The organism is Pseudomonas sp. p106 (genome assembly GCF_003936645.1).
Lineage (GTDB): Bacteria > Pseudomonadota > Gammaproteobacteria > Pseudomonadales > Pseudomonadaceae > Aquipseudomonas > Aquipseudomonas putida_E.
Map to the genome: position 1 here is coordinate 3,107 of NZ_RHQR01000016.1, position 23,274 is coordinate 26,380.

Annotated in this window: 26 protein-coding genes and 1 tRNA gene; all 27 read left to right on the forward strand. The window is 57.3% G+C overall.

Annotated elements, in window-relative coordinates; all coding sequences use genetic code 11:
* Nucleotides 1-1,143, forward strand: a 1,143-nt coding sequence (tuf, locus tag EGJ09_RS18890; RefSeq protein WP_125924594.1) for an elongation factor Tu, incomplete at its 5' end; no start/stop codon positions are given.
* A gap of 54 nt (nt 1,144-1,197) precedes the next feature.
* Nucleotides 1,198-1,273 (forward strand) — tRNA-Trp (locus EGJ09_RS18895).
* A gap of 44 nt (nt 1,274-1,317) precedes the next feature.
* A complete protein-coding gene (gene secE / locus EGJ09_RS18900; RefSeq protein WP_046788137.1) occupies nt 1,318-1,686 on the forward strand; it encodes a preprotein translocase subunit SecE in 369 nt (122 codons plus the stop codon).
* A 9-nt stretch (nt 1,687-1,695) separates the two neighbouring features.
* Nucleotides 1,696-2,229 carry a transcription termination/antitermination protein NusG gene (gene nusG / locus EGJ09_RS18905; protein WP_012316525.1) on the forward strand — a complete coding sequence of 178 codons (534 nt, stop codon included), beginning with the start codon at nt 1,696-1,698 and terminating at the stop codon, nt 2,227-2,229.
* 119 nt (nt 2,230-2,348) lie between these two features.
* The gene (gene rplK, locus EGJ09_RS18910; RefSeq protein WP_003255500.1) at nt 2,349-2,780 is read left to right on the forward strand and encodes a 50S ribosomal protein L11; all 432 of its coding nucleotides are present in this window, start codon (nt 2,349-2,351) and stop codon (nt 2,778-2,780) included.
* Nucleotides 2,780-3,475, forward strand: a complete 696-nt coding sequence (gene rplA, locus EGJ09_RS18915; RefSeq protein WP_008089131.1) for a 50S ribosomal protein L1 — start codon at nt 2,780-2,782, stop codon at nt 3,473-3,475. The genes rplK and rplA overlap by 1 nt, the downstream gene beginning before the upstream one ends.
* Nucleotides 3,476-3,671: 196 nt before the next feature.
* Complete coding sequence (rplJ, locus tag EGJ09_RS18920; protein WP_012316523.1) at nt 3,672-4,172, forward strand: 50S ribosomal protein L10; 501 nt, start codon at nt 3,672-3,674, stop codon at nt 4,170-4,172.
* Nucleotides 4,173-4,250: 78 nt separating this feature from the next.
* A complete protein-coding gene (gene rplL, locus EGJ09_RS18925; RefSeq protein ID WP_003255496.1) occupies nt 4,251-4,616 on the forward strand; it encodes a 50S ribosomal protein L7/L12 in 366 nt (121 codons plus the stop codon).
* A 49-nt stretch (nt 4,617-4,665) separates the two neighbouring features.
* Complete coding sequence (locus EGJ09_RS26465; protein WP_155294789.1) at nt 4,666-4,836, forward strand: hypothetical protein; 171 nt, start codon at nt 4,666-4,668, stop codon at nt 4,834-4,836.
* Nucleotides 4,836-8,909, forward strand: a complete 4,074-nt coding sequence (gene rpoB, locus EGJ09_RS18930) for a DNA-directed RNA polymerase subunit beta (RefSeq protein WP_012316522.1) — start codon at nt 4,836-4,838, stop codon at nt 8,907-8,909. The genes EGJ09_RS26465 and rpoB overlap by 1 nt, the downstream gene beginning before the upstream one ends.
* A gap of 64 nt (nt 8,910-8,973) precedes the next feature.
* Nucleotides 8,974-13,173, forward strand: coding sequence for a DNA-directed RNA polymerase subunit beta' (gene rpoC / locus EGJ09_RS18935; protein ID WP_039601744.1), 4,200 nt, complete (start codon nt 8,974-8,976; stop codon nt 13,171-13,173).
* 211 nt (nt 13,174-13,384) lie between these two features.
* On the forward strand, nt 13,385-13,756 hold the full coding sequence (gene rpsL, locus EGJ09_RS18940; RefSeq protein WP_003255492.1) for a 30S ribosomal protein S12: 372 nt from the start codon (nt 13,385-13,387) through the stop codon (nt 13,754-13,756).
* A gap of 106 nt (nt 13,757-13,862) precedes the next feature.
* Nucleotides 13,863-14,333: a 30S ribosomal protein S7 gene (gene rpsG, locus EGJ09_RS18945; RefSeq protein ID WP_003246741.1), complete on the forward strand. Its 471-nt coding sequence runs from the start codon at nt 13,863-13,865 to the stop codon at nt 14,331-14,333.
* Nucleotides 14,334-14,363: 30 nt separating this feature from the next.
* Complete coding sequence (gene fusA / locus EGJ09_RS18950) at nt 14,364-16,508, forward strand: elongation factor G (protein ID WP_046788136.1); 2,145 nt, start codon at nt 14,364-14,366, stop codon at nt 16,506-16,508.
* Nucleotides 16,509-16,535: 27 nt separating this feature from the next.
* A complete protein-coding gene (tuf, locus tag EGJ09_RS18955) occupies nt 16,536-17,729 on the forward strand; it encodes an elongation factor Tu (protein ID WP_003255489.1) in 1,194 nt (397 codons plus the stop codon).
* 142 nt (nt 17,730-17,871) lie between these two features.
* Nucleotides 17,872-18,183, forward strand: a complete 312-nt coding sequence (gene rpsJ / locus EGJ09_RS18960; protein ID WP_003186070.1) for a 30S ribosomal protein S10 — start codon at nt 17,872-17,874, stop codon at nt 18,181-18,183.
* A gap of 80 nt (nt 18,184-18,263) precedes the next feature.
* A complete protein-coding gene (rplC, locus tag EGJ09_RS18965) occupies nt 18,264-18,899 on the forward strand; it encodes a 50S ribosomal protein L3 (RefSeq protein WP_012316519.1) in 636 nt (211 codons plus the stop codon).
* A 12-nt stretch (nt 18,900-18,911) separates the two neighbouring features.
* The gene (gene rplD, locus EGJ09_RS18970) at nt 18,912-19,514 is read left to right on the forward strand and encodes a 50S ribosomal protein L4 (RefSeq protein ID WP_003255485.1); all 603 of its coding nucleotides are present in this window, start codon (nt 18,912-18,914) and stop codon (nt 19,512-19,514) included.
* Nucleotides 19,511-19,810, forward strand: coding sequence for a 50S ribosomal protein L23 (rplW, locus tag EGJ09_RS18975; RefSeq protein WP_003255484.1), 300 nt, complete (start codon nt 19,511-19,513; stop codon nt 19,808-19,810). Before rplD ends, rplW begins: the two co-directional genes overlap by 4 nt.
* A 14-nt stretch (nt 19,811-19,824) precedes the next feature.
* The gene (gene rplB, locus EGJ09_RS18980; protein WP_012316518.1) at nt 19,825-20,649 is read left to right on the forward strand and encodes a 50S ribosomal protein L2; all 825 of its coding nucleotides are present in this window, start codon (nt 19,825-19,827) and stop codon (nt 20,647-20,649) included.
* A gap of 16 nt (nt 20,650-20,665) precedes the next feature.
* A complete protein-coding gene (rpsS, locus tag EGJ09_RS18985) occupies nt 20,666-20,941 on the forward strand; it encodes a 30S ribosomal protein S19 (RefSeq protein ID WP_003255482.1) in 276 nt (91 codons plus the stop codon).
* Nucleotides 20,942-20,952: 11 nt separating this feature from the next.
* On the forward strand, nt 20,953-21,285 hold the full coding sequence (gene rplV, locus EGJ09_RS18990; RefSeq protein ID WP_003103908.1) for a 50S ribosomal protein L22: 333 nt from the start codon (nt 20,953-20,955) through the stop codon (nt 21,283-21,285).
* A gap of 13 nt (nt 21,286-21,298) precedes the next feature.
* Complete coding sequence (rpsC, locus tag EGJ09_RS18995) at nt 21,299-21,985, forward strand: 30S ribosomal protein S3 (protein WP_003255481.1); 687 nt, start codon at nt 21,299-21,301, stop codon at nt 21,983-21,985.
* 12 nt (nt 21,986-21,997) lie between these two features.
* The gene (gene rplP, locus EGJ09_RS19000; RefSeq protein ID WP_003255479.1) at nt 21,998-22,411 is read left to right on the forward strand and encodes a 50S ribosomal protein L16; all 414 of its coding nucleotides are present in this window, start codon (nt 21,998-22,000) and stop codon (nt 22,409-22,411) included.
* Complete coding sequence (rpmC, locus tag EGJ09_RS19005; RefSeq protein ID WP_002555481.1) at nt 22,411-22,602, forward strand: 50S ribosomal protein L29; 192 nt, start codon at nt 22,411-22,413, stop codon at nt 22,600-22,602. Before rplP ends, rpmC begins: the two co-directional genes overlap by 1 nt.
* Nucleotides 22,603-22,604: 2 nt before the next feature.
* Entirely contained in the window at nt 22,605-22,871 is a 267-nt protein-coding gene (gene rpsQ, locus EGJ09_RS19010) for a 30S ribosomal protein S17 (RefSeq protein ID WP_008089812.1), read from the forward strand.
* A gap of 23 nt (nt 22,872-22,894) precedes the next feature.
* The gene (rplN, locus tag EGJ09_RS19015; RefSeq protein ID WP_008089810.1) at nt 22,895-23,263 is read left to right on the forward strand and encodes a 50S ribosomal protein L14; all 369 of its coding nucleotides are present in this window, start codon (nt 22,895-22,897) and stop codon (nt 23,261-23,263) included.
* The last annotated feature ends 11 nt before the right edge of the window (nt 23,264-23,274 follow it).

Sequence of the window (23,274 nt, forward strand, 5' to 3'; positions counted from 1 at the left end):
ATCGGCCACGTTGACCACGGTAAGACCACTCTGACCGCAGCTCTGACTCGCGTTTGCTCCGAAGTTTTCGGTTCGGCAATCGTTGAGTTCGACAAGATCGACTCGGCTCCGGAAGAAAAAGCGCGCGGTATCACCATCAACACCGCTCACGTTGAGTACAACTCGACCATTCGTCACTACGCTCACGTTGACTGCCCAGGTCACGCTGACTACGTGAAGAACATGATCACCGGTGCTGCCCAGATGGACGGCGCGATCCTGGTTTGCTCGGCCGCCGATGGTCCGATGCCACAAACCCGTGAGCACATCCTGCTGTCCCGTCAGGTTGGCGTTCCGTACATCGTGGTCTTCCTGAACAAGGCTGACCTGGTAGACGACGCCGAGCTGCTGGAACTGGTCGAGATGGAAGTTCGCGACCTGCTGTCCACCTACGACTTCCCAGGCGACGACACTCCGATCATCATCGGTTCTGCTCGTATGGCTCTGGAAGGCAAAGACGACAACGAAATGGGCACTACCGCTGTCAAGAAGCTGGTAGAAACTCTGGACAGCTACATTCCTGAGCCAGTTCGTGCCATCGACCAGCCGTTCCTGATGCCGATCGAAGACGTATTCTCGATCTCGGGTCGTGGTACCGTTGTTACCGGTCGTATCGAGCGTGGTATCGTCCGCGTTCAGGATCCGCTGGAAATCGTTGGTCTGCGTGACACCACCACCACCACCTGCACTGGTGTTGAGATGTTCCGCAAGCTGCTGGACGAAGGTCGTGCTGGCGAGAACTGCGGCGTTCTGCTGCGTGGTACCAAGCGTGACGACGTTGAGCGTGGCCAGGTTCTGGTCAAGCCAGGTTCGGTCAAGCCGCACACCAAGTTCACCGCAGAAGTCTACGTTCTGTCGAAGGAAGAAGGCGGCCGTCACACTCCGTTCTTCAAAGGCTACCGTCCTCAGTTCTACTTCCGTACCACTGACGTGACCGGTAACTGCGAACTGCCGGAAGGCGTTGAAATGGTAATGCCAGGTGACAACATTCAGATGACTGTTACCCTGATCAAGACCATCGCAATGGAAGACGGTCTGCGCTTCGCTATCCGTGAAGGCGGTCGTACCGTCGGCGCCGGCGTCGTAGCAAAAATTATCGAATAAGTAGTTGATTTACTTGATCAGGCCGGTATAATGGCCGGCCTGATACAGCGTTACAGGTCAGTAGCTCAATTGGCAGAGCGACGGTCTCCAAAACCGTAGGTTGGGGGTTCGATTCCCTCCTGACCTGCCATTCACCTCGGTGTGATTGGCTTTCTTCTTACAGGATCCTCCCCGATGACTCCCAAAACTGAAGCCCAAGAATCGCGTTTTGATCTGTTCAAGTGGCTGGCTGTAGTGGCTTTGGTGGTTATTGGTGTAGTGGGTAATCAGTATTACTCCGCCTCCCCAATCCTGTACCGCGTTCTTGCGCTTCTCGCCCTGGCTGCTGTTGCAGGCTTTGTAGCTCTGCAGACTGCGAAGGGTAAGTCGTTCTTTGCGCTTGCGAAGGAAGCTCGTACTGAGATCCGTAAAGTCGTGTGGCCGACCCGCCAGGAAACCACCCAGACCACGCTGATTGTCGTGGCTGTCGTGCTGGTTATGGCACTGCTGCTGTGGGGTCTTGATTCCCTGCTCGGCTGGGCGGTCTCCCTGATCGTTGGCTAAAGGTGTCCCGTGGCTAAGCGTTGGTATGTTGTGCATGCTTACTCGGGTTACGAGAAGCATGTTATGCGCTCCCTGATAGAGCGCGTCAAGCTGGCAGGCATGGAAGACGGTTTCGGCGAGATCCTGGTCCCGACCGAAGAAGTCGTCGAAATGCGCAACGGCCAGAAGCGCAAAAGTGAGCGTAAATTCTTCCCTGGCTATGTTCTGGTCCAGATGGAGATGAACGAAGGGACTTGGCACTTGGTCAAGGACACCCCTCGTGTGATGGGCTTTATTGGTGGCACTGCAGATAAGCCTGCACCGATCACTGATAAAGAAGCTGAGGCTATCCTGCGTCGCGTTGCCGATGGTAGTGACAAGCCGAAGCCGAAGACGTTGTTCGAGCCGGGTGAAGTGGTTCGAGTCATTGACGGTCCGTTCGCTGACTTCAATGGTAACGTCGAAGAGGTTAACTACGAAAAGAGTCGCCTCCAGGTGGCGGTGCTCATTTTCGGTCGCTCTACTCCGGTAGAGCTCGAGTTCAGCCAGGTCGAAAAGGTCTAGGCGGACGAAGCATCCCATACCCCGCAGCCCTGTGTGCTGCGGGGTTTTGTCGTCACTGGGATAAAACGCAAGTCATCCGGGGAGCCATCTGGCGTTCGTACCCGATATTGGAGTAGCTCATGGCTAAGAAGATTCAGGCTTACATCAAGCTGCAAGTTAAGGCCGGCCAGGCCAACCCAAGCCCACCCGTTGGTCCAGCACTGGGCCAACACGGTGTGAATATCATGGAATTCTGCAAGGCCTTCAACGCCCGTACTCAGGGTCAAGAAGCCGGCCTGCCGACTCCTGTGATCATCACTGTTTACAGTGACCGTAGCTTCACTTTCGAAACCAAGAGCACCCCTGCCTCGGTTCTGCTGAAGAAAGCTGCTGGCCTGACCAGTGGTTCGGCTCGCCCGAACACCGTCAAGGTCGGTACCGTGACCCGTGCTCAGCTGGAAGATATCGCCAAAGCTAAACAGGCTGATCTGACCGCTGCTGACCTGGACGCTGCTGTACGCACCATCGCTGGCTCTGCCCGCAGCATGGGCCTGAACGTGGAGGGTGTGTAATGGCTAAGCTGACCAAGCGCCAAAAGGCTATTGCTTCGAAAATCGAAGCTGGCAAAGTTTACAACTTCGAAGACGCAGCTGCGCTGCTGGCTGAACTGTCCACCGTGAAGTTCAGCGAATCTTTCGACGTTGCTGTCAACCTCGGTGTTGACCCGCGTAAATCCGACCAGGTCGTACGTAGCGCTACCGTGCTGCCACACGGCACTGGCAAGACCGTACGCGTTGCTGTCTTCACCCAGGGTCCAGCTGCTGAGGCCGCTCTGGCTGCCGGCGCTGACCGTGTAGGTATGGACGATCTGGCTGCCGAAATGAAAGGCGGCGACCTGAACTATGACGTAGTCATCGCATCGCCAGATGCCATGCGCGTTGTGGGTCAGCTGGGTCAGGTTCTGGGTCCTCGCGGCCTGATGCCTAACCCGAAAGTCGGTACTGTGACTCCTGATGTTGCCACGGCTGTGAAAAACGCCAAGGCCGGTCAGGTTCGCTATCGCACCGACAAAAACGGTATCATCCACACCTCCGTTGGCAAGGTCGGCTTCGAAGCTGGCAAGCTGAAGGAAAACGTTGAGGCCCTGATCGCTGATTTGAAGCGTATCAAGCCGGCTTCTTCGAAAGGTATCTACGTCAAGCGCGTTACCCTGAGCACCACTATGGGCCCAGGTCTGGTCATCGATCAGAGCTCGCTGAACGCGTAAGGCAATGATGGCGCGATCCGTCGCGCCATCAGCAAAATTGGGGTCCCTGCCTGGCGGGGGCTATCCAAGACCGTAGGCGGCGCAAGCCTTAAACCTCAAGCCTACGCAGATGGTGCTCCCGATTCGTTACCGAATCAGACACCAAAACGACATTTGGCTTCGGCCAGATGAAACGGTAAAAACCAGGAGTAAACCCGTGGCAATTAAACTCGAAGACAAGAAAGCCATCGTCGCTGAAGTCAACGAGGCTGCCAAAGTCGCTCTGTCCGCTGTCGTGGCCGATGCCCGTGGTGTGACTGTAAGCGCAATGACCGGACTCCGTAAAGAGGCCCGCGAAGCTGGCGTATACGTACGTGTCGTACGTAACACCCTGCTCAAGCGCGCAGTTGAAGGCACCGAGTATTCGATCCTCAACGACGCGTTCAAAGGCCCGACCCTGATTGCTTTCTCCAACGAACACCCGGGCGCTGCTGCTCGTCTGTTCAAAGAGTTCGCCAAGGGTCAGGACAAGTTCGAGATCAAGGCAGCTGCGTTTGACGGCAATTTCATTGCCGCCAACCAGATCGATGTACTGGCTACCTTGCCGACCCGTGACGAAGCTATCGCACGTCTGATGAGCGTTATTCAAGGCGCTACCAGCAAGCTGGCTCGTACTCTGGCGGCCGTTCGCGACCAGAAAGAAGCTGCTGCTGCCTAAGGCCGCGTAACCTCTTTCAAAATCATATGTTTAATTTGATGGCTGCGTAGGCTGTCACCCCAATACAGGATTTAAGTCATGTCCCTGACTAACGAGCAAATCATCGAAGCAATCGGCCAGAAAACCGTTCTGGAAGTTGTTGAGCTGATCAAAGCTATGGAAGAAACCTTCGGCGTTACCGCTGCTGTTGCCGCTGCTGGCCCAGCTGCTGCTGCTGCCGTTGTTGAAGAGCAGACCGAGTTCAACGTTGTTCTGGTTGAAGCCGGCGACAAGAAAGTGAACGTGATCAAAGCCGTTCGCGAGCTGACCGGTCTGGGCCTGAAAGAAGCCAAAGAGAAAGTCGATGGCGCTCCTCAGGTCGTAGCTGAAGGCGTTTCGAAAGAAGCCGCTGAAGACGCTAAGAAGAAGCTGGAAGAAGCAGGCGCTAAAGTCGAGCTGAAGTAATCTCGACTTTGCGACTCCAGCCGGAGCGTTGAGCAAAGGCTGATGGCTGGTGGCTTATGCCACCGGCCTTTTTCCGTTATTGGTGGCCGATCAGGTCGGCCCCGATAACAAGCTGCAAGACACCCATGTGGGTGGCGCAAACCAAGGGGTTTGCACGATTTTCTGGCTGCTCCCGCCGGGAGAAGCCAAACAAGCAGGTGACCAAGCTGGGGAACGCTGATGGCTTACTCATACACTGAGAAAAAACGTATCCGCAAGGACTTTAGCAAGTTGCCGGACGTCATGGATGTGCCTTACCTCCTGGCCATCCAGCTGGATTCGTATCGCGAATTCCTGCAAGCGGGAGCATCCAAGGATCAGTTCCGCGACGTCGGCCTGCACGCGGCCTTCAAATCGGTATTTCCGATCATCAGCTACTCCGGCAATGCTGCCCTGGAGTACGTAGGCTATCGCCTGGGCGAACCCGCCTTCGATGTGAAGGAATGTGTCCTGCGTGGCGTGACCTTCGCGGTCCCGCTGCGGGTCAAGGTGCGCCTGATCATCTTCGACAAGGAATCGTCGAACAAAGCGATCAAGGACATCAAAGAGCAAGAAGTCTACATGGGTGAAATCCCCCTGATGACTGAGAACGGTACCTTCGTTATCAACGGTACCGAGCGTGTGATCGTTTCCCAGCTGCACCGTTCGCCTGGTGTGTTCTTCGACCACGACCGTGGCAAGACGCACAGCTCCGGCAAGCTGCTGTACTCCGCTCGCATCATTCCGTACCGCGGCTCCTGGTTGGACTTCGAGTTCGACCCGAAAGACTGCGTGTTCGTCCGTATCGACCGTCGTCGCAAACTGCCGGCCTCGGTACTGCTGCGCGCCTTGGGTTACAGCACCGAAGAGGTTCTGAACACCTTCTACACCACCAACGTGTTCCATATTTCCGGCGAGAAACTCAGCCTGGAACTGGTGCCTCAGCGTCTGCGTGGTGAAGTTGCGGTCATGGACATCCATGACGAAACCGGCAAGGTCATCGTTGAGCAGGGCCGCCGTATTACCGCGCGCCACGTCAACCAGCTCGAGAAGGCCGGTGTGAACCAGCTGGACGTTCCGATGGAATACGTCCTGGGCCGCACCACCGCCAAGGCCATCGTGCATCCGGCCACCGGCGAGATCATCGCCGAGTGCAACACCGAGCTGACCACCGAGCTGCTGATCAAGATCGCCAAGGCTCAGGTCGTTCGCATCGAGACGCTGTACACCAACGACATCGACTGCGGTCCGTTCATCTCGGACACCCTGAAGATCGACACCACCAGCAACCAACTGGAAGCGCTGGTCGAGATCTATCGCATGATGCGCCCAGGCGAGCCGCCAACCAAGGATGCTGCCGAGACCCTGTTCAACAACCTGTTCTTCAGCGCTGAGCGTTACGACCTGTCGGCCGTAGGCCGCATGAAGTTCAACCGTCGTATCGGTCGTACCGAGATCGAAGGTTCGGGCGTGCTGAGCAAGGAAGACATCGTCGAGGTTCTCAAGACCCTGGTCGATATCCGTAACGGTAAAGGCATCGTCGACGACATCGACCACCTCGGTAACCGTCGCGTACGTTGCGTCGGCGAGATGGCCGAGAACCAGTTCCGTGTTGGCCTGGTGCGCGTCGAGCGCGCGGTCAAGGAACGCCTGTCGATGGCTGAAAGCGAAGGCCTGATGCCGCAGGACCTGATCAACGCCAAGCCGGTTGCGGCGGCGGTGAAAGAGTTCTTCGGTTCCAGCCAGCTTTCGCAGTTCATGGACCAGAACAACCCGCTCTCCGAGATCACCCACAAGCGCCGTGTTTCCGCGCTCGGCCCGGGCGGTCTGACCCGTGAGCGCGCAGGCTTCGAAGTCCGTGACGTACACCCGACCCACTACGGCCGCGTGTGCCCGATCGAGACCCCTGAAGGTCCGAACATCGGTCTGATCAACTCCCTGGCGGCCTATGCCCGCACCAACCAGTACGGCTTCCTGGAAAGCCCGTACCGTGTGGTGAAGGAAGGCGTGGTCAGCGATGACATCGTGTTCCTGTCGGCGATCGAAGAAGCGGATCACGTCATCGCCCAGGCTTCGGCCGCGATGAACGACAAGAAGCAACTGATCGACGAACTGGTGGCCGTTCGTCACCTGAACGAATTCACCGTCAAGGCGCCGGAAGACGTCACCCTGATGGACGTATCGCCGAAGCAGGTTGTTTCCGTTGCTGCCTCGCTGATTCCGTTCCTCGAGCACGACGACGCCAACCGTGCACTCATGGGTTCGAACATGCAGCGTCAGGCTGTACCAACCCTGCGTGCTGACAAGCCGCTGGTCGGTACCGGCATGGAGCGCAACGTTGCCCGTGACTCCGGTGTCTGCGTGGTTGCTCGTCGCGGTGGTGTGATCGACTCCGTCGACGCCAGCCGTATCGTCGTTCGCGTAGCTGACGACGAAGTCGAGACCGGTGAAGCAGGTGTAGATATCTACAACCTGACCAAGTACACCCGCTCCAACCAGAACACCTGCATCAACCAGCGTCCGCTGGTTAGCAAAGGTGACAAGGTTGCGCGCGGCGACATCATGGCCGACGGCCCGTCCACCGACATGGGTGAACTGGCGCTGGGTCAGAACATGCGCATCGCGTTCATGGCGTGGAACGGCTTCAACTTCGAAGACTCCATCTGCCTGTCCGAGCGTGTGGTTCAGGAAGACCGCTTTACCACAATCCACATTCAGGAACTCACCTGTGTGGCGCGTGACACCAAGCTTGGCCCAGAGGAAATCACTGCGGATATCCCGAACGTGGGTGAAGCTGCGCTGAACAAGCTGGACGAAGCCGGTATCGTCTACGTAGGTGCTGAAGTCGGCGCTGGCGACATCCTGGTCGGCAAGGTCACGCCAAAAGGCGAAACCCAGCTGACTCCGGAAGAAAAACTGCTGCGCGCGATCTTCGGTGAGAAGGCCAGCGACGTTAAGGATACCTCCCTGCGCGTGCCGACTGGCACCAAGGGTACCGTCATCGACGTACAGGTCTTCACTCGTGATGGCGTAGAGCGCGACAGCCGCGCACTGGCCATCGAGAAGATGCAGCTGGACGAGATTCGCAAGGACCTCAACGAAGAGTTCCGTATCGTCGAAGGTGCAACCTTCGAGCGTTTGCGTTCTGCCCTGAACGGCCAAGTGGTCGACGGTGGCGCGGGCCTGAAGAAAGGCACCGTGATCACTGACGAAGTGCTGGACGGTCTGGAGCACGGCCAGTGGTTCAAGCTGCGCATGGCTGAAGATGCACTGAACGAGCAGCTGGAAAAGGCTCAGCAGTACATCGTCGATCGCCGTCGCCTGCTGGACGACAAATTCGAAGACAAGAAGCGCAAGCTGCAGCAGGGCGATGACCTGGCACCGGGCGTACTGAAGATCGTCAAGGTTTACCTGGCCATCCGCCGTCGCATCCAGCCGGGTGACAAGATGGCCGGTCGTCACGGTAACAAAGGTGTGGTCTCGGTCATCATGCCGGTAGAAGACATGCCGCACGATGCCAACGGTACTCCGGTCGACGTCGTACTGAACCCGCTGGGCGTACCTTCGCGTATGAACGTCGGTCAGATCCTTGAAACCCACCTGGGCCTCGCGGCCAAAGGTCTGGGCGAGAAGATCGACCGCATGATCGAAGAACAGCGCAAAGCCGCTGAGCTGCGTGGCTTCCTCACCGAGATCTACAACGAGATCGGTGGTCGTCAGGAGAACCTGGAAGAGTTCACCGACGAAGAGATCCTCGCCCTGGCGCACAACCTGAAGAAAGGCGTGCCTATGGCTACTCCGGTCTTCGACGGTGCCAAGGAGCGCGAGATCAAGGCCATGCTGAAGCTGGCTGACCTGCCAGAGAGCGGCCAGATGGTGCTGTTCGACGGTCGTACCGGCAACAAGTTCGAGCGTCCTGTGACCGTTGGTTACATGTACATGCTCAAGCTGAACCACTTGGTGGACGACAAGATGCACGCGCGTTCCACTGGTTCCTACAGCCTGGTTACCCAGCAGCCGCTGGGTGGTAAGGCGCAGTTCGGTGGTCAGCGTTTCGGGGAGATGGAAGTGTGGGCGCTGGAAGCATACGGCGCGGCATACACCCTGCAAGAAATGCTCACAGTGAAGTCGGACGACGTGAACGGCCGTACCAAGATGTACAAGAACATCGTGGATGGCGATCACCGTATGGAGCCGGGCATGCCCGAGTCCTTCAACGTGTTGATCAAAGAGATCCGTTCGCTCGGTATCGATATCGATCTGGAAACCGAATAACACGTGACGCGAAGGGGAGTGGGGCTGGTACAGCCCGCTTCCTGCTCCGCCAGGAGGAAAGGCCTTGAAAGACCTACTGAATTTGCTGAAAAACCAGGGTCAAGTCGAAGAGTTCGACGCCATCCGCATCGGTCTGGCGTCGCCTGAAATGATCCGTTCGTGGTCGTTCGGTGAAGTTAAGAAGCCGGAAACCATCAACTACCGTACGTTCAAACCTGAGCGTGACGGCCTTTTCTGCGCCAAGATCTTTGGCCCGGTCAAGGACTACGAGTGCCTGTGCGGCAAGTACAAGCGCCTCAAGCACCGCGGTGTGATCTGCGAGAAGTGCGGCGTTGAAGTTGCCTTGGCCAAGGTTCGTCGTGAGCGCATGGCGCACATCGAGCTGGCTTCGCCGGTTGCCCATATCTGGTTCCTGAAGTCGCTGCCGTCCCGTATCGGCCTGCTGATGGACATGACCCTGCGTGACATCGAGCGCGTGCTCTACTTCGAGAGCTACGTCGTCATCGACCCAGGCATGACTACCCTCGAGAAGGGTCAGCTGCTGAACGACGAGCAGTACTTCGAAGCGCTGGAAGAGTTCGGTGACGATTTCGACGCCCGCATGGGTGCCGAGGCTGTCCGCGAGCTGCTGCACGCTATCGACCTGGAGCACGAGATCGGTCGCCTGCGCGAAGAGATTCCGCAGACCAACTCGGAAACCAAGATCAAGAAGCTGTCCAAGCGCCTGAAGCTGATGGAAGCTTTCCAGGGCTCGGGCAACCTGCCTGAGTGGATGGTCCTGACCGTTCTGCCAGTACTGCCGCCGGACCTGCGTCCGCTGGTTCCGCTGGATGGTGGCCGCTTCGCGACCTCCGACCTGAACGACCTGTATCGTCGGGTGATCAACCGTAACAACCGTCTGAAGCGCCTGCTCGATCTGTCGGCGCCGGACATCATCGTGCGCAACGAAAAGCGCATGCTGCAGGAAGCGGTAGACGCCCTGCTGGACAACGGCCGTCGCGGTCGCGCCATCACTGGCTCGAACAAGCGTCCGCTGAAGTCCCTGGCCGACATGATCAAAGGTAAGCAAGGTCGTTTCCGTCAGAACTTGCTCGGCAAGCGTGTGGACTACTCCGGCCGTTCGGTAATTACCGTAGGCCCGACCCTGCGTCTGCATCAGTGCGGTCTGCCGAAGAAGATGGCCCTCGAGCTGTTCAAGCCGTTCATTTTCGGCAAGCTAGAAATGCGTGGTCTGGCGACCACCATCAAGGCTGCCAAGAAGATGGTCGAGCGCGAGCTGCCAGAGGTATGGGACGTTCTCGCTGAAGTGATTCGCGAACACCCCGTACTGCTGAACCGTGCACCGACCCTTCACCGTCTGGGTATCCAGGCGTTCGAGCCTGTGCTCATCGAAGGCAAGGCCATTCAGCTGCACCCGCTGGTCTGTGCTGCGTACAACGCCGACTTCGACGGTGACCAGATGGCCGTTCACGTGCCTCTGACCCTGGAAGCACAGCTTGAAGCGCGCGCGCTGATGATGTCGACCAACAACATTCTGTCGCCAGCCAACGGTGAGCCAATCATCGTTCCGTCGCAGGACGTTGTACTGGGTCTGTACTACATGACCCGTGAAGCCATCAATGCCAAGGGCGAAGGTCGCGTGTTCGCCGACCTGCAGGAAGTCGACCGCGTATTCCGCGCCGGCGAAGCCGCTCTGCACGCGAAAATCAAGGTCCGTATCAACGAGACCGTGAAAGACCGTGATGGCAGCATCACCAAGAACACCCGCATCGTCGACACCACTGTCGGCCGTGCACTGCTGTTCCAGGTTGTACCGGCAGGCCTGCCGTACGATGTGGTCAACCAGCCGATGAAGAAAAAGGCGATCTCCAAGCTGATCAACCAGTGCTACCGCGTGGTTGGTCTGAAAGAGACCGTTATCTTCGCCGACCAGTTGATGTACACCGGTTTCGCCTACTCGACCATTTCCGGCGTTTCCATCGGTGTGAATGACTTCGTCATCCCTGATGAAAAAGCGCGCATCATTGGCAGCGCCACTGATGAAGTGAAGGAAATCGAGAGCCAGTACGCCTCCGGCCTGGTAACCCAGGGCGAGAAGTACAACAAGGTCATCGACTTGTGGTCCAAGGCGAACGACGAAGTGTCCAAGGCGATGATGGCCAACCTCTCGAAAGAGAAGGTCATTGACCGCGAGGGCAAAGAAGTCGAGCAAGAGTCCTTCAACTCGATGTACATGATGGCTGACTCCGGTGCGCGGGGTTCCGCAGCACAGATCCGTCAGCTGGCCGGTATGCGTGGCCTGATGGCCAAGCCGGACGGCTCGATCATCGAGACGCCGATCACTGCGAACTTCCGTGAAGGTCTGAGCGTACTCCAGTACTTCATTTCGACTCACGGTGCTCGTAAAGGTCTGGCGGATACCGCGTTGAAGACTGCGAACTCCGGTTACCTGACCCGTCGTCTGGTGGACGTTGCGCAAGACCTGGTTGTAACCGAGATCGATTGTGGTACCGACCACGGCCTGCTGATGACTCCGCACATCGAAGGCGGTGACGTCGTGGAGCCGTTGGGTGAGCGTGTACTGGGCCGTGTCATCGCCCGTGACGTGTTCAAGCCAGGCACCGAGGACGTCATCGTTCCTGCCGGTACCCTGGTCGACGAGCAGTGGGTCGAGTTCATCGAGCTGAACAGCATCGACGAAGTTGTCGTACGTTCGCCGATCAACTGCGAAACCCGCTACGGTATCTGTGCCAAGTGCTACGGTCGTGACCTGGCCCGCGGTCATCAGGTGAACATCGGTGAAGCTGTCGGCGTTATCGCTGCCCAGTCGATCGGTGAGCCTGGTACCCAGCTGACCATGCGTACGTTCCACATCGGTGGTGCTGCAAGCCGGACTTCGGCTGCCGACAGCGTCCAGGTGAAGAACGGCGGTATGGTGCGTCTGCACAACCTGAAGCAGGTCGAGCGTGCCGATGGCAACCTGGTTGCCGTATCGCGTTCCGGTGAGCTGGCCATTGCCGATGAATTCGGCCGTGAGCGCGAGCGTTACAAGCTGCCTTACGGTGCGGTGATTTCGGTCAAGGAAGGTGACAAGGTCGAAGCTGGCGCCATCGTCGCCAAGTGGGATCCGCACACCCACCCGATCGTTACCGAGCTGAAAGGTACCGTGACCTTCGTGGGCATGGAAGAAAACATCACCATCAAGCGCCAGACCGACGAGCTGACCGGCCTGACCAACATCGAAGTACTGGACGTCAAGGATCGCCCTGCCGCAGGCAAGGAAATCCGTCCGGCAATCAAGATGGTCGACGCCAATGGCAAGGATCTGTACCTGCCAGGTACCGACGTACCTGCACAGTACTTCCTGCCAGCGAACGCCTTGGTTGGTGTTGCTGACGGTGCACAGATCGGCGTTGGTGACGTTATTGCGCGTATCCCGCAAGAAACGTCGAAGACCCGTGACATCACCGGTGGTCTGCCGCGTGTTGCCGACCTGTTCGAAGCGCGTCGTCCGAAAGAAGCCTCGATTCTGGCTGAAGTCAGCGGCACCATCGCATTCGGCAAGGAGACCAAAGGCAAGCGTCGCCTGGTCATTACCCCGACCGACGGTAGCGATCCGTACGAAGAGCTGATTCCGAAGTGGCGTCACCTGAACGTCTTCGAAGGCGAACAGGTAAACCGCGGTGAAGTTATCTCCGACGGCCCGAGCGATCCGCACGACATCCTGCGTCTGCTGGGTGTGAGCGCGCTGGCGAAATACATCGTCAACGAGATCCAGGACGTTTACCGTCTGCAAGGCGTTAAGATCAACGACAAGCACATCGAGACCATCCTGCGTCAGATGCTGCGTAAGGTCGAGATCTCCGAGTCGGGCGATTCCAGCTTCATCAAGGGCGACCAGATGGAACTGACTCAGGTGCTGGTCGAGAACGAGCGTCTCGCCGCCGATGACAAGTTCGTCTCGAAGTTCACCCGTGTGTTGCTGGGTATCACCAAGGCGTCGCTTTCGACCGAGTCGTTCATCTCCGCGGCTTCCTTCCAGGAAACCACCCGCGTGCTGACCGAAGCGGCCGTAACCGGCAAGCGCGATTACCTGCGCGGCCTGAAAGAGAACGTGGTCGTGGGTCGTCTGATCCCGGCCGGTACCGGTCTGGCCTACCACAGCGAGCGTAAGCGTCGCCGTGAAGCCGACAAACCGCTGCGCGTAAGTGCCAGTGAGGTGGAAGCCGCACTGACCGAAGCGCTGAATTCCAGCGGTAACTAAGTACAGGGCAGGGCCCCGGCAAGCCCCGAACGGTCATCGGAGACATGGAATGTTGCCGATGATCGGGCGGGGCGGGCCGGGGCCTTGTCTTGACTGGGTGCAAGATCCTCTTTAGACTTTTGTACCCTTAAATTTGGTGAGGCTCCGTCTCGCCAATTTTTGGCTTTCTTGCAAGACAATAGAGTCGCAAGACAATCAGTGGAGCTAGTAGATGGCAACTATCAACCAGCTGGTACGTCAGCCGCGTAAGCGTTCGGTCGAAAAGTCCGACGTTCCTGCGCTGCAGAACTGCCCGCAACGTCGTGGCGTGTGCACCCGCGTGTACACCACCACGCCGAAAAAACCTAACTCGGCACTGCGTAAAGTATGCCGTGTGCGTCTGACCAACGGTTTCGAGGTTTCCTCGTACATCGGCGGTGAAGGCCACAACCTGCAAGAGCACAGCGTCGTCCTGATCCGTGGCGGCCGTGTAAAAGACTTGCCAGGTGTTCGTTACCACACCGTTCGCGGCTCTCTGGATACTTCGGGCGTCAAAGGCCGTAACCAGGGTCGTTCGAAGTACGGTACCAAGCGTCCGAAGTAATCGGCCGTTTGCAGACATCCATTTTTTTGAGTCGATAAGAGTAAGGTCGGGCAGGGGTCGAAGACCCACGTCCCGGGCTAACCTGAAGACCGTTTGAGGGCTTATCATGCCAAGACGTCGTGTAGCAGCAAAACGTGAGATCCTTGACGATCCGAAGTACGGATCCCAGATCCTCGCCAAGTTCATGAACCACGTGATGGAAAGCGGCAAGAAGGCCGTAGCCGAGCGCATCGTTTACGGTGCCCTGGATACCGTCAAAGCACGCAAGAACAGCGACCCCCTGGAAATCTTCGAGAAAGCTCTCGACGCCATCGCTCCGCTGGTCGAAGTAAAGTCCCGTCGTGTCGGCGGTGCCACTTACCAGGTTCCGGTTGAAGTTCGTCCATCCCGTCGTAACGCTCTGGCAATGCGCTGGCTCGTAGACTACGCCCGCAAGCGCGGCGAGAAGTCGATGGCTCTGCGCCTTGCTGGCGAGCTGCTGGATGCTGCCGAAGGCAAGGGTGCTGCAGTCAAGAAGCGTGAAGACGTGCACCGTATGGCTGAAGCCAACAAAGCGTTCTCGCACTACCGCTTCTAATTCAAGCATCAACATTTTTGCGAGGGCTTTATGGCTCGTACTACAGCAATTAACCGCTACCGTAACATCGGTATCTGTGCTCACGTTGACGCGGGCAAGACTACCACTACCGAGCGGATCCTGTTCTACACAGGTCTGAGCCACAAGATGGGCGAGGTGCACGACGGCGCCGCGACCACCGACTGGATGGTGCAGGAGCAGGAGCGCGGTATCACCATTACCTCCGCTGCCGTTACCACCTTCTGGAAGGGTTCCGTTGGTCAGTACGACAACTACCGTGTAAACGTCATCGATACCCCTGGCCACGTTGACTTCACCATTGAAGTAGAGCGTTCGCTGCGTGTACTCGACGGCGCGGTCGTTGTGTTCTGCGGTACCTCCGGCGTTGAGCCTCAGTCCGAAACCGTATGGCGTCAGGCCAACAAGTACGGCGTTCCACGTGTTGTTTACGTGAACAAGATGGACCGTGCCGGTGCAAACTTCCTGCGCGTCGTAGGTCAGATCAAGAACCGTCTGGGTCACACCCCGGTTCCTGTTCAGCTGGCCATCGGTTCGGAAGATAACTTCCAGGGTCAGGTCGACCTGATCAAGATGAAGGCTATCTACTGGAACGACGACGACAAAGGCACCACTTATCGCGAGGAAGAAATTCCTGCCGATATGCTGGAGCTGGCTCAAGAGTGGCGCTCCAACATGGTTGAGGCTGCTGCCGAGTCCAGCGAAGAGCTGATGAACAAGTACCTGGAAGGCGAAGAGCTGACCGTCGAAGAGATCAAAGCCGGTCTGCGCGCGCGCACCCTGGCCAGCGAAATCGTACCGGCTGTCTGCGGTTCGTCGTTCAAGAACAAGGGCGTTCCCCTGGTTCTCGACGCCGTCATCGACTACCTGCCTGCTCCGACCGAGATCCCTGCAATCCAGGGTATCAACCCGGACGACAAGGACCTGGACAAAGACGATCCGGCTGTTCGTAAAGACGAGCGTCACGCCGACGACAACGAGCCGTTCTCTGCTCTGGCGTTCAAGATCGCGACCGACCCGTTCGTTGGTACTCTGACCTTCGTTCGCGTCTACTCCGGCGTACTGAGCTCCGGTGACTCGGTCATCAACTCGGTCAAGGGCAAGAAAGAGCGCGTTGGTCGTATGGTGCAGATGCACGCCAACCAGCGTGAAGAGATCAAGGAAGTGCGCGCTGGCGACATCGCGGCACTGATCGGCATGAAGGACGTGACCACGGGCGAAACCCTGTGCAACGCCGACAAGCCAATCATTCTTGAGCGTATGGACTTCCCTGAGCCGGTGATTTCGCTCTCCGTCGAGCCGAAAACCAAGGCTGACCAGGAGAAGATGGGTATTGCTCTGGGCAAGCTGGCCCAGGAAGACCCGTCGTTCCGCGTCAAGACCGACGAAGAGACTGGCCAGACCATCATCTCGGGCATGGGTGAGCTGCACCTGGACATCCTCGTTGACCGCATGAAGCGCGAGTTCAACGTCGAAGCCAACATCGGTAAGCCGCAGGTTTCGTACCGCGAGAAGATCACCAAGTCCGGCGTTGAGATCGAAGGCAAGTTCGTTCGTCAGTCGGGTGGTCGTGGTCAGTTCGGTCACTGCTGGATCCGTTTCTCGGAGCCAGATCAGGACGAGAAAGGCAACATCACCGAAGGTCTGGTGTTCTCCAACGAAGTCGTTGGTGGTGTGATTCCTAAGGAATTCATCGCCCCGATCCAGAAGGGTATCGAAGAGCAGATGAAAAACGGCGTCGTTGCCGGTTATCCTCTGATCGGCCTGAAGGCCACGGTATTCGACGGTTCGTACCACGACGTCGACTCCAACGAAATGGCGTTCAAGATCGCTGCTTCGATGGCAACCAAGCAACTGGCCCAGAAGGGCGGTGGCGTGGTCCTCGAGCCGATCATGAAGGTCGAAGTTGTAACCCCGGAAGACTACCTGGGTGACGTGATGGGTGACCTGAACCGTCGTCGTGGTCTGGTCCAGGGTATGGATGAGTCGGTCTCCGGCCGCGTCGTCCGTGCTGAAGTACCGCTCGGAGAAATGTTCGGTTATGCGACCGACGTTCGTTCCATGTCTCAGGGTCGCGCAAGCTACTCCATGGAATTCTCCAAATACGCCGAAGCTCCGTCGAACATCGTCGAAGCACTCGTTAAAAAACAAGGCTAATCCCCTTTAGGCAAGAGGTTCACTGTCGTGGCTAAAGAAAAATTTGATCGTTCCCTTCCGCACGTTAACGTTGGCACCATCGGCCACGTTGACCACGGTAAGACCACTCTGACCGCAGCTCTGACTCGCGTTTGCTCCGAAGTTTTCGGCTCGGCAATCGTTGAGTTCGACAAGATCGACTCGGCTCCGGAAGAAAAAGCGCGCGGTATCACCATCAACACCGCTCACGTTGAGTACAACTCGACCATTCGTCACTACGCTCACGTTGACTGCCCAGGTCACGCTGACTACGTGAAGAACATGATCACCGGTGCTGCCCAGATGGACGGCGCGATCCTGGTTTGCTCGGCCGCCGATGGTCCGATGCCACAAACCCGTGAGCACATCCTGCTGTCCCGTCAGGTTGGCGTTCCGTACATCGTGGTCTTCCTGAACAAGGCTGACCTGGTAGACGACGCCGAGCTGCTGGAACTGGTCGAGATGGAAGTTCGCGACCTGCTGTCCACCTACGACTTCCCAGGCGACGACACTCCGATCATCATCGGTTCTGCTCGTATGGCTCTGGAAGGCAAAGACGACAACGAAATGGGCACTACCGCTGTCAAGAAGCTGGTAGAAACTCTGGACAGCTACATTCCTGAGCCAGTTCGTGCCATCGACCAGCCGTTCCTGATGCCGATCGAAGACGTATTCTCGATCTCGGGTCGTGGTACCGTTGTTACCGGTCGTATCGAGCGTGGTATCGTCCGCGTTCAGGATCCGCTGGAAATCGTTGGTCTGCGTGACACCACCACCACCACCTGCACTGGTGTTGAGATGTTCCGCAAGCTGCTGGACGAAGGTCGTGCTGGCGAGAACTGCGGCGTTCTGCTGCGTGGTACCAAGCGTGACGACGTTGAGCGTGGCCAGGTTCTGGTCAAGCCAGGTTCGGTCAAGCCGCACACCAAGTTCACCGCAGAAGTCTACGTTCTGTCGAAGGAAGAAGGCGGCCGTCACACTCCGTTCTTCAAAGGCTACCGTCCTCAGTTCTACTTCCGTACCACTGACGTGACCGGTAACTGCGAACTGCCGGAAGGCGTTGAAATGGTAATGCCAGGTGACAACATTCAGATGACTGTTACCCTGATCAAGACCATCGCAATGGAAGACGGTCTGCGCTTCGCTATCCGTGAAGGCGGTCGTACCGTCGGCGCCGGCGTCGTAGCCAAAATCATCGAGTAATCACTCGACCGATTGAAAAAAACCCCCGCTCAGCGGGGGTTTTTTTTATTGGGTTGACACTAAATAGGGGCGTCTATAGAATCACGCCTCCTTTTAGCGGGCGTAGTGCGTCCGTTGGGAACAGCCTGGAGTCTGAAATCCAATGCAAAATCAGCAAATCCGAATCAGGTTGAAGGCTTTCGACCATCGCCTGATCGACCAATCCACCCAGGAAATCGTGGAAACCGCGAAACGTACTGGTGCACAAGTGCGTGGTCCAATTCCACTGCCTACCCGCAAAGAGCGTTTCACCGTTCTGGTCTCCCCGCACGTCAACAAAGACGCGCGTGACCAGTACGAGATCCGCACTCATAAGCGTGTTCTGGACATCGTCCAGCCGACGGATAAAACCGTTGACGCGCTGATGAAGCTTGATCTGGCGGCAGGTGTGGAAGTGCAGATCAGCCTCGGCTAAGACTTCGGTCTTGTCGTGTAACGCTCTGAAATGGGCGGCCATAGCGGGTGAAAGCCCCGTACACTCATGAGGTTTACAACATGACTATTGGTGTAGTCGGTCGCAAGTGCGGTATGACCCGCATTTTCACCGAAGAAGGTGTCTCCATTCCGGTCACGGTCATTGAGATCGAGCCGAATCGCGTCACCCAGTTCAAAACTGAAGAAACCGATGGCTACCGTGCAGTGCAAGTCACTGTCGGCGAGCGTCGTGCTTCGCGTGTGACTGCCGCTCAGGCAGGTCACTTCGCCAAGGCCAACGTTGCCGCTGGTCGCGGTGTCTGGGAGTTCCGCCTTGAAGAAGGCGAGTTCCAGGCTGGCGACTCGATCAAAGCTGAACTCTTCACTGCAGGCCAGCTGGTAGACGTTACTGGTCAGTCCAAAGGTAAAGGCTTTGCCGGTACCATCAAGCGCTGGAACTTCCGTGGCCAGGACAACACCCACGGTAACTCCGTGTCGCACCGTGTCCCAGGCTCCATCGGCCAGTGCCAGACTCCTGGTCGTGTGTTCAAGGGCAAGAAAATGTCCGGTCACATGGGCGCCGAGCGCGTGACTGTTCAGTCCCTGGAAGTAGTTCGCGTAGACGCTGAGCGCAACCTGCTGCTGGTCAAGGGTGCCGTTCCTGGCGCTACTGGCGGCGACGTGGTTGTACGTCCGGCTGTCAAGGCTCGCGGTTAAGGGGAAACTGACATGCAACTTAATGTAAATGACGCTCAGGCGATCGAAGTTTCCGAACTGACTTTCGGTGGCGAATTCAACGAGACGCTGGTACACCAAGCAGTCGTGGCCTATATGGCCGGCGGCCGTCAGGGCACCAAGCAGCAAAAGACCCGTTCCGACGTGGCTGGTGGCGGTAAGCGCCCATGGCGTCAGAAGGGTACTGGCCGTGCTCGTGCTGGTACCACTCGTGGTCCGATCTGGCGTGGCGGTGGTGTAACCTTCGCAGCTCGTCCTCAGGATCACTCGCAGAAGCTCAACAAGAAGATGTACCGCGCAGCTCTGCGCTCCATCCTCGCTGAGCTGGTGCGTAGCGACCGTCTGGTCGTGGTTCAGGACTTCGCTGTTGAAGCACCGAAAACCAAAGATCTGCTGAACAAGCTGAACGGCATGGGTCTGAGCGATGTTCTGATCGTTTCGGACGCTGTTGATCAGAACCTGTACCTGGCTGCTCGTAACCTGCCGCACGTCGATGTACGTGACGTTCAAGGTTCCGACCCGGTCAGTCTGATCGCATACGAGAAAGTGTTGATCACTGTCTCGGCCGTGAAGAAATTCGAGGAGCTGCTGGGATGAACCAGGAACGCGTATTCAAAGTCCTCCTTGGCCCGCACGTTTCCGAGAAGGCTACCGTTCTGGCTGAGAAAAAAGGCCAGTTCGTATTCAAGGTTGCTACTGACGCAACCAAGCTGGAAATCAAGAAAGCTGTCGAAGGCCTGTTCAACGTAAAAGTTGAAAACGTGTCGACTGTTAACGTTCTGGGTAAAACCAAGCGTACCGCACGTGGTCTGGGCAAGCGTAATGACTGGAAGAAGGCGATCGTCTCCCTTCAGCCAGGCCAAGATCTCGATTTCAGCAGCAGTGCTGAGTAAGGAAGGGGTGCATCATGGCAATCGTTAAATGCAAACCGACTTCCCCTGGCCGCCGTTTCGTGGTCAAGGTGGTCAACCAGGAGCTGCATAAAGGCGCTCCTCACGCACCGCTGCTCGAGAAGAAATCGAAGTCTGGTGGTCGTAACAACAATGGCCGCATCACCACTCGTCACGTTGGTGGTGGTCATAAGCAGCATTACCGTCTGGTCGACTTCCGTCGCAACGACAAAGATGGCATCCCAGCCACTGTCGAGCGTATCGAATACGATCCAAACCGTACTGCTCACATCGCCCTGCTGTGCTACGCAGACGGTGAGCGTCGCTACATCATCGCCCCTAAAGGCGTGAGTGCTGGCGACCAGCTGATCGCAGGTGCTCTGGCCCCAATCAAGGCCGGTAACTCCCTGCAGCTGCGCAACATCCCAGTAGGTAGCACCATTCACGGCATCGAACTGAAGCCGGGTAAAGGTGCTCAGATCGCTCGTTCCGCTGGTGCCTCGGCTCAGCTGATCGCTCGTGAAGGCGTCTACGTGACTCTGCGTCTGCGTTCCGGTGAGATGCGTAAAGTACTGGCTGAGTGCCGTGCGACCCTGGGCGAAGTCTCGAACTCCGAGCACAGCCTGCGCTCGCTGGGTAAAGCTGGTGCCAAACGCTGGCGCGGCGTTCGCCCAACCGTTCGTGGTGTTGCCATGAACCCGGTTGACCACCCACATGGTGGTGGTGAAGGTCGTACCTCCGGTGGTCGTCATCCGGTATCGCCATGGGGCTTCCCAACCAAGGGTGCTAAAACCCGTGGTAATAAGCGTACCGACAACATGATCGTCCGTCGTCGCAAGTAACTAGAGGGATACGACAGTGCCACGTTCTCTGAAAAAAGGTCCTTTTATCGATCTTCACCTGCTGAAGAAGGTCGAAGTGGCGGTGGAGAAGAATGATCGCAAGCCAGTTAAAACCTGGTCGCGTCGTTCGATGATCCTGCCACAAATGGTCGGTCTGACCATCGCGGTTCACAACGGTCGCCAGCATGTTCCAGTTCTCGTGAACGAAGACATGGTCGGCCACAAACTGGGCGAGTTCGCCGGTACCCGCACCTATCGCGGGCACGTGGCTGACAAGAAAGCCAAGCGTTAAGGGGTAAGGAAATGGAAGTAGCCGCTAAGTTGTCGGGCGCTCGCATCTCCGCCCAGAAAGCCCGCTTGGTCGCCGACCAGATCCGCGGGAAGAAGGTGGGCGAAGCGCTCAACCTGTTGGCCTTCAGCAGCAAAAAAGCCGCTGAAATCATGAAGAAAGTCCTCGAGTCGGCCGTTGCCAACGCCGAACACAACGAAGGCGCAGACGTTGATGACCTGAAGGTCTCCACCGTCTTCGTCAACGAAGGGCGTTCGCTGAAGCGCATCATGCCACGTGCCAAAGGCCGTGCTGATCGCATCGTCAAGCGGTCTTGCCATATCACTGTCAAGGTTGCGGACAAGTAACGGAGTCGATCAGATGGGTCAGAAAGTACATCCCACTGGCATTCGCCTGGGAATCGTCAAGGAGCACACCTCCGTCTGGTACGCAGACGGTGCTACTTACGCAGATTACCTCTTGAAGGATCTGAAAACGCGTGAGTACCTCCAAGACAAACTAAAAAGCGCGTCCGTAAGCCGTATCGATATTCATCGTCCGGCTCAAACTGCACGCATCACCATCCACACCGCTCGTCCCGGTATCGTTATCGGTAAGAAAGGTGAGGATGTCGAGAAGCTGCGTCAGGACCTGACCAAGCAGATGGGTGTGCCTGTGCACATCAACATCGAAGAGATCCGCAAGCCGGAACTCGACGCTATGCTGGTTGCGCAGAGCGTAGCTCAGCAGCTGGAACGCCGCGTAATGTTCCGTCGCGCCATGAAGCGCGCCGTACAGAACGCCATGCGTATTGGTGCCAAGGGCATCAAGATCCAGGTGAGCGGTCGTCTCGGCGGTGCTGAGATTGCTCGTACCGAGTGGTATCGCGAAGGTCGTGTGCCTCTGCACACCCTGCGTGCCGATATCGACTACAACACCTACGAAGCTCACACCACTTACGGTGTGATCGGTGTGAAGGTTTGGATCTTCAAAGGCGAAGTTATTGGTGGTCGCCAAGAAGAACTGAAACCACAAGCACCAGCGCCTCGTAAAAAAGCTGCTAAGTAAGGGGTACGCCAAATGTTGCAACCAAAGCGTACAAAATTCCGCAAGCAGATGACCGGCCACAACCGTGGTCTGGCACTGCGCGGTAGCAAAGTCAGCTTCGGCGAATTCGCCCTGAAAGCTGTTGCTCGCGGTCGCCTCACCGCCCGCCAGATCGAGTCGGCACGTCGTGCTCTGACCCGTCACGTTAAGCGTGGCGGCAAGATCTGGATCCGTGTCTTCCCGGACAAGCCGATCTCCAAGAAGCCTCTCGAGGTTCGTATGGGTAAAGGTAAGGGTTCCGTGGAATACTGGGTTGCCCAGATCCAGCCAGGCAAAGTCCTGTACGAGATCGAGGGTGTTTCTGAAGAGCTGGCGCGCGAAGCTTTCGCCCTGGCTGCTGCAAAGCTGCCTCTCGCCACCTCCTTTGTTAAGCGGACGGTGATGTGATGAAAGCGAATGAACTTCGTGAAAAATCTGCACAGCAACTGAATGAGCAACTGCTCGGCTTGCTGCGCGACCAGTTCAATCTGCGTATGCAGAAGGCAACTGGCCAGTTGGGGCAGTCGCACCTGCTCTCGCAAGTTAAGCGTGACATCGCTCGCGTGAAAACTGTGCTTAACCAGCAGGCAGGTAAGTGATCATGGCTGAAGCTGAAAAAACCGTCCGTACGCTGACTGGCCGTGTCGTCAGCGACAAAATGGACAAGACCATCACCGTTCTGATCGAGCGTCGCGTCAAGCACCCGATCTACGGTAAATACGTTAAGCGTTCGACTAAGCTGCACGCGCACGACGAATCCAACCAGTGCAAAATCGGCGACAAGGTTTCTATCCGTGAAACCCGTCCGCTGGCCAAGACCAAGTCCTGGGCACTGGTTGAAGTCCTCGAACGCGCTGTTGAAGTCTAAGGGCTAGGGGTCGGAGAAATTTTATGATTCAGACTCAATCCATGCTCGATGTGGCCGATAACAGCGGCGCTCGTCGCGTCATGTGCATCAAGGTGCTCGGCGGTTCGCACCGCCGTTACGCCGGCATCGGTGACATCATCAAAGTAACCGTCAAGGAAGCAATTCCGCGCGGTAAGGTCAAAAAAGGCCAGGTGATGACCGCTGTTGTCGTCCGTACCCGTCACGGTGTACGTCGCGCTGACGGTTCCATCATTCGTTTCGACGGCAACGCTGCTGTTCTGCTGAACACCAAGCAAGAGCCGATCGGCACTCGCATCTTCGGGCCAGTGACCCGTGAACTTCGTACTGAGAAGTTCATGAAGATCGTCTCGCTCGCCCCTGAAGTGCTGTAAGGAGATCCGAC

Coding starts and splice junctions, on each gene's coding strand:
- rplN (WP_008089810.1), top strand. CDS start 22,895: ATGATTCAGACTCAATCCATGCTCGATGTGGCCGATAACAGCGGCGCT.
- rplK (WP_003255500.1), top strand. CDS start 2,349: ATGGCTAAGAAGATTCAGGCTTACATCAAGCTGCAAGTTAAGGCCGGC.
- rplV (WP_003103908.1), top strand. CDS start 20,953: ATGGAAGTAGCCGCTAAGTTGTCGGGCGCTCGCATCTCCGCCCAGAAA.
- rplW (WP_003255484.1), top strand. CDS start 19,511: ATGAACCAGGAACGCGTATTCAAAGTCCTCCTTGGCCCGCACGTTTCC.
- rpmC (WP_002555481.1), top strand. CDS start 22,411: ATGAAAGCGAATGAACTTCGTGAAAAATCTGCACAGCAACTGAATGAG.
- fusA (WP_046788136.1), top strand. CDS start 14,364: ATGGCTCGTACTACAGCAATTAACCGCTACCGTAACATCGGTATCTGT.
- rpsC (WP_003255481.1), top strand. CDS start 21,299: ATGGGTCAGAAAGTACATCCCACTGGCATTCGCCTGGGAATCGTCAAG.
- rpsQ (WP_008089812.1), top strand. CDS start 22,605: ATGGCTGAAGCTGAAAAAACCGTCCGTACGCTGACTGGCCGTGTCGTC.
- rplD (WP_003255485.1), top strand. CDS start 18,912: ATGCAACTTAATGTAAATGACGCTCAGGCGATCGAAGTTTCCGAACTG.
- rpsL (WP_003255492.1), top strand. CDS start 13,385: ATGGCAACTATCAACCAGCTGGTACGTCAGCCGCGTAAGCGTTCGGTC.
- rpsG (WP_003246741.1), top strand. CDS start 13,863: ATGCCAAGACGTCGTGTAGCAGCAAAACGTGAGATCCTTGACGATCCG.
- rplB (WP_012316518.1), top strand. CDS start 19,825: ATGGCAATCGTTAAATGCAAACCGACTTCCCCTGGCCGCCGTTTCGTG.
- rplA (WP_008089131.1), top strand. CDS start 2,780: ATGGCTAAGCTGACCAAGCGCCAAAAGGCTATTGCTTCGAAAATCGAA.
- rplL (WP_003255496.1), top strand. CDS start 4,251: ATGTCCCTGACTAACGAGCAAATCATCGAAGCAATCGGCCAGAAAACC.
- secE (WP_046788137.1), top strand. CDS start 1,318: ATGACTCCCAAAACTGAAGCCCAAGAATCGCGTTTTGATCTGTTCAAG.
- rpoB (WP_012316522.1), top strand. CDS start 4,836: ATGGCTTACTCATACACTGAGAAAAAACGTATCCGCAAGGACTTTAGC.
- rplP (WP_003255479.1), top strand. CDS start 21,998: ATGTTGCAACCAAAGCGTACAAAATTCCGCAAGCAGATGACCGGCCAC.
- rplC (WP_012316519.1), top strand. CDS start 18,264: ATGACTATTGGTGTAGTCGGTCGCAAGTGCGGTATGACCCGCATTTTC.
- rpsJ (WP_003186070.1), top strand. CDS start 17,872: ATGCAAAATCAGCAAATCCGAATCAGGTTGAAGGCTTTCGACCATCGC.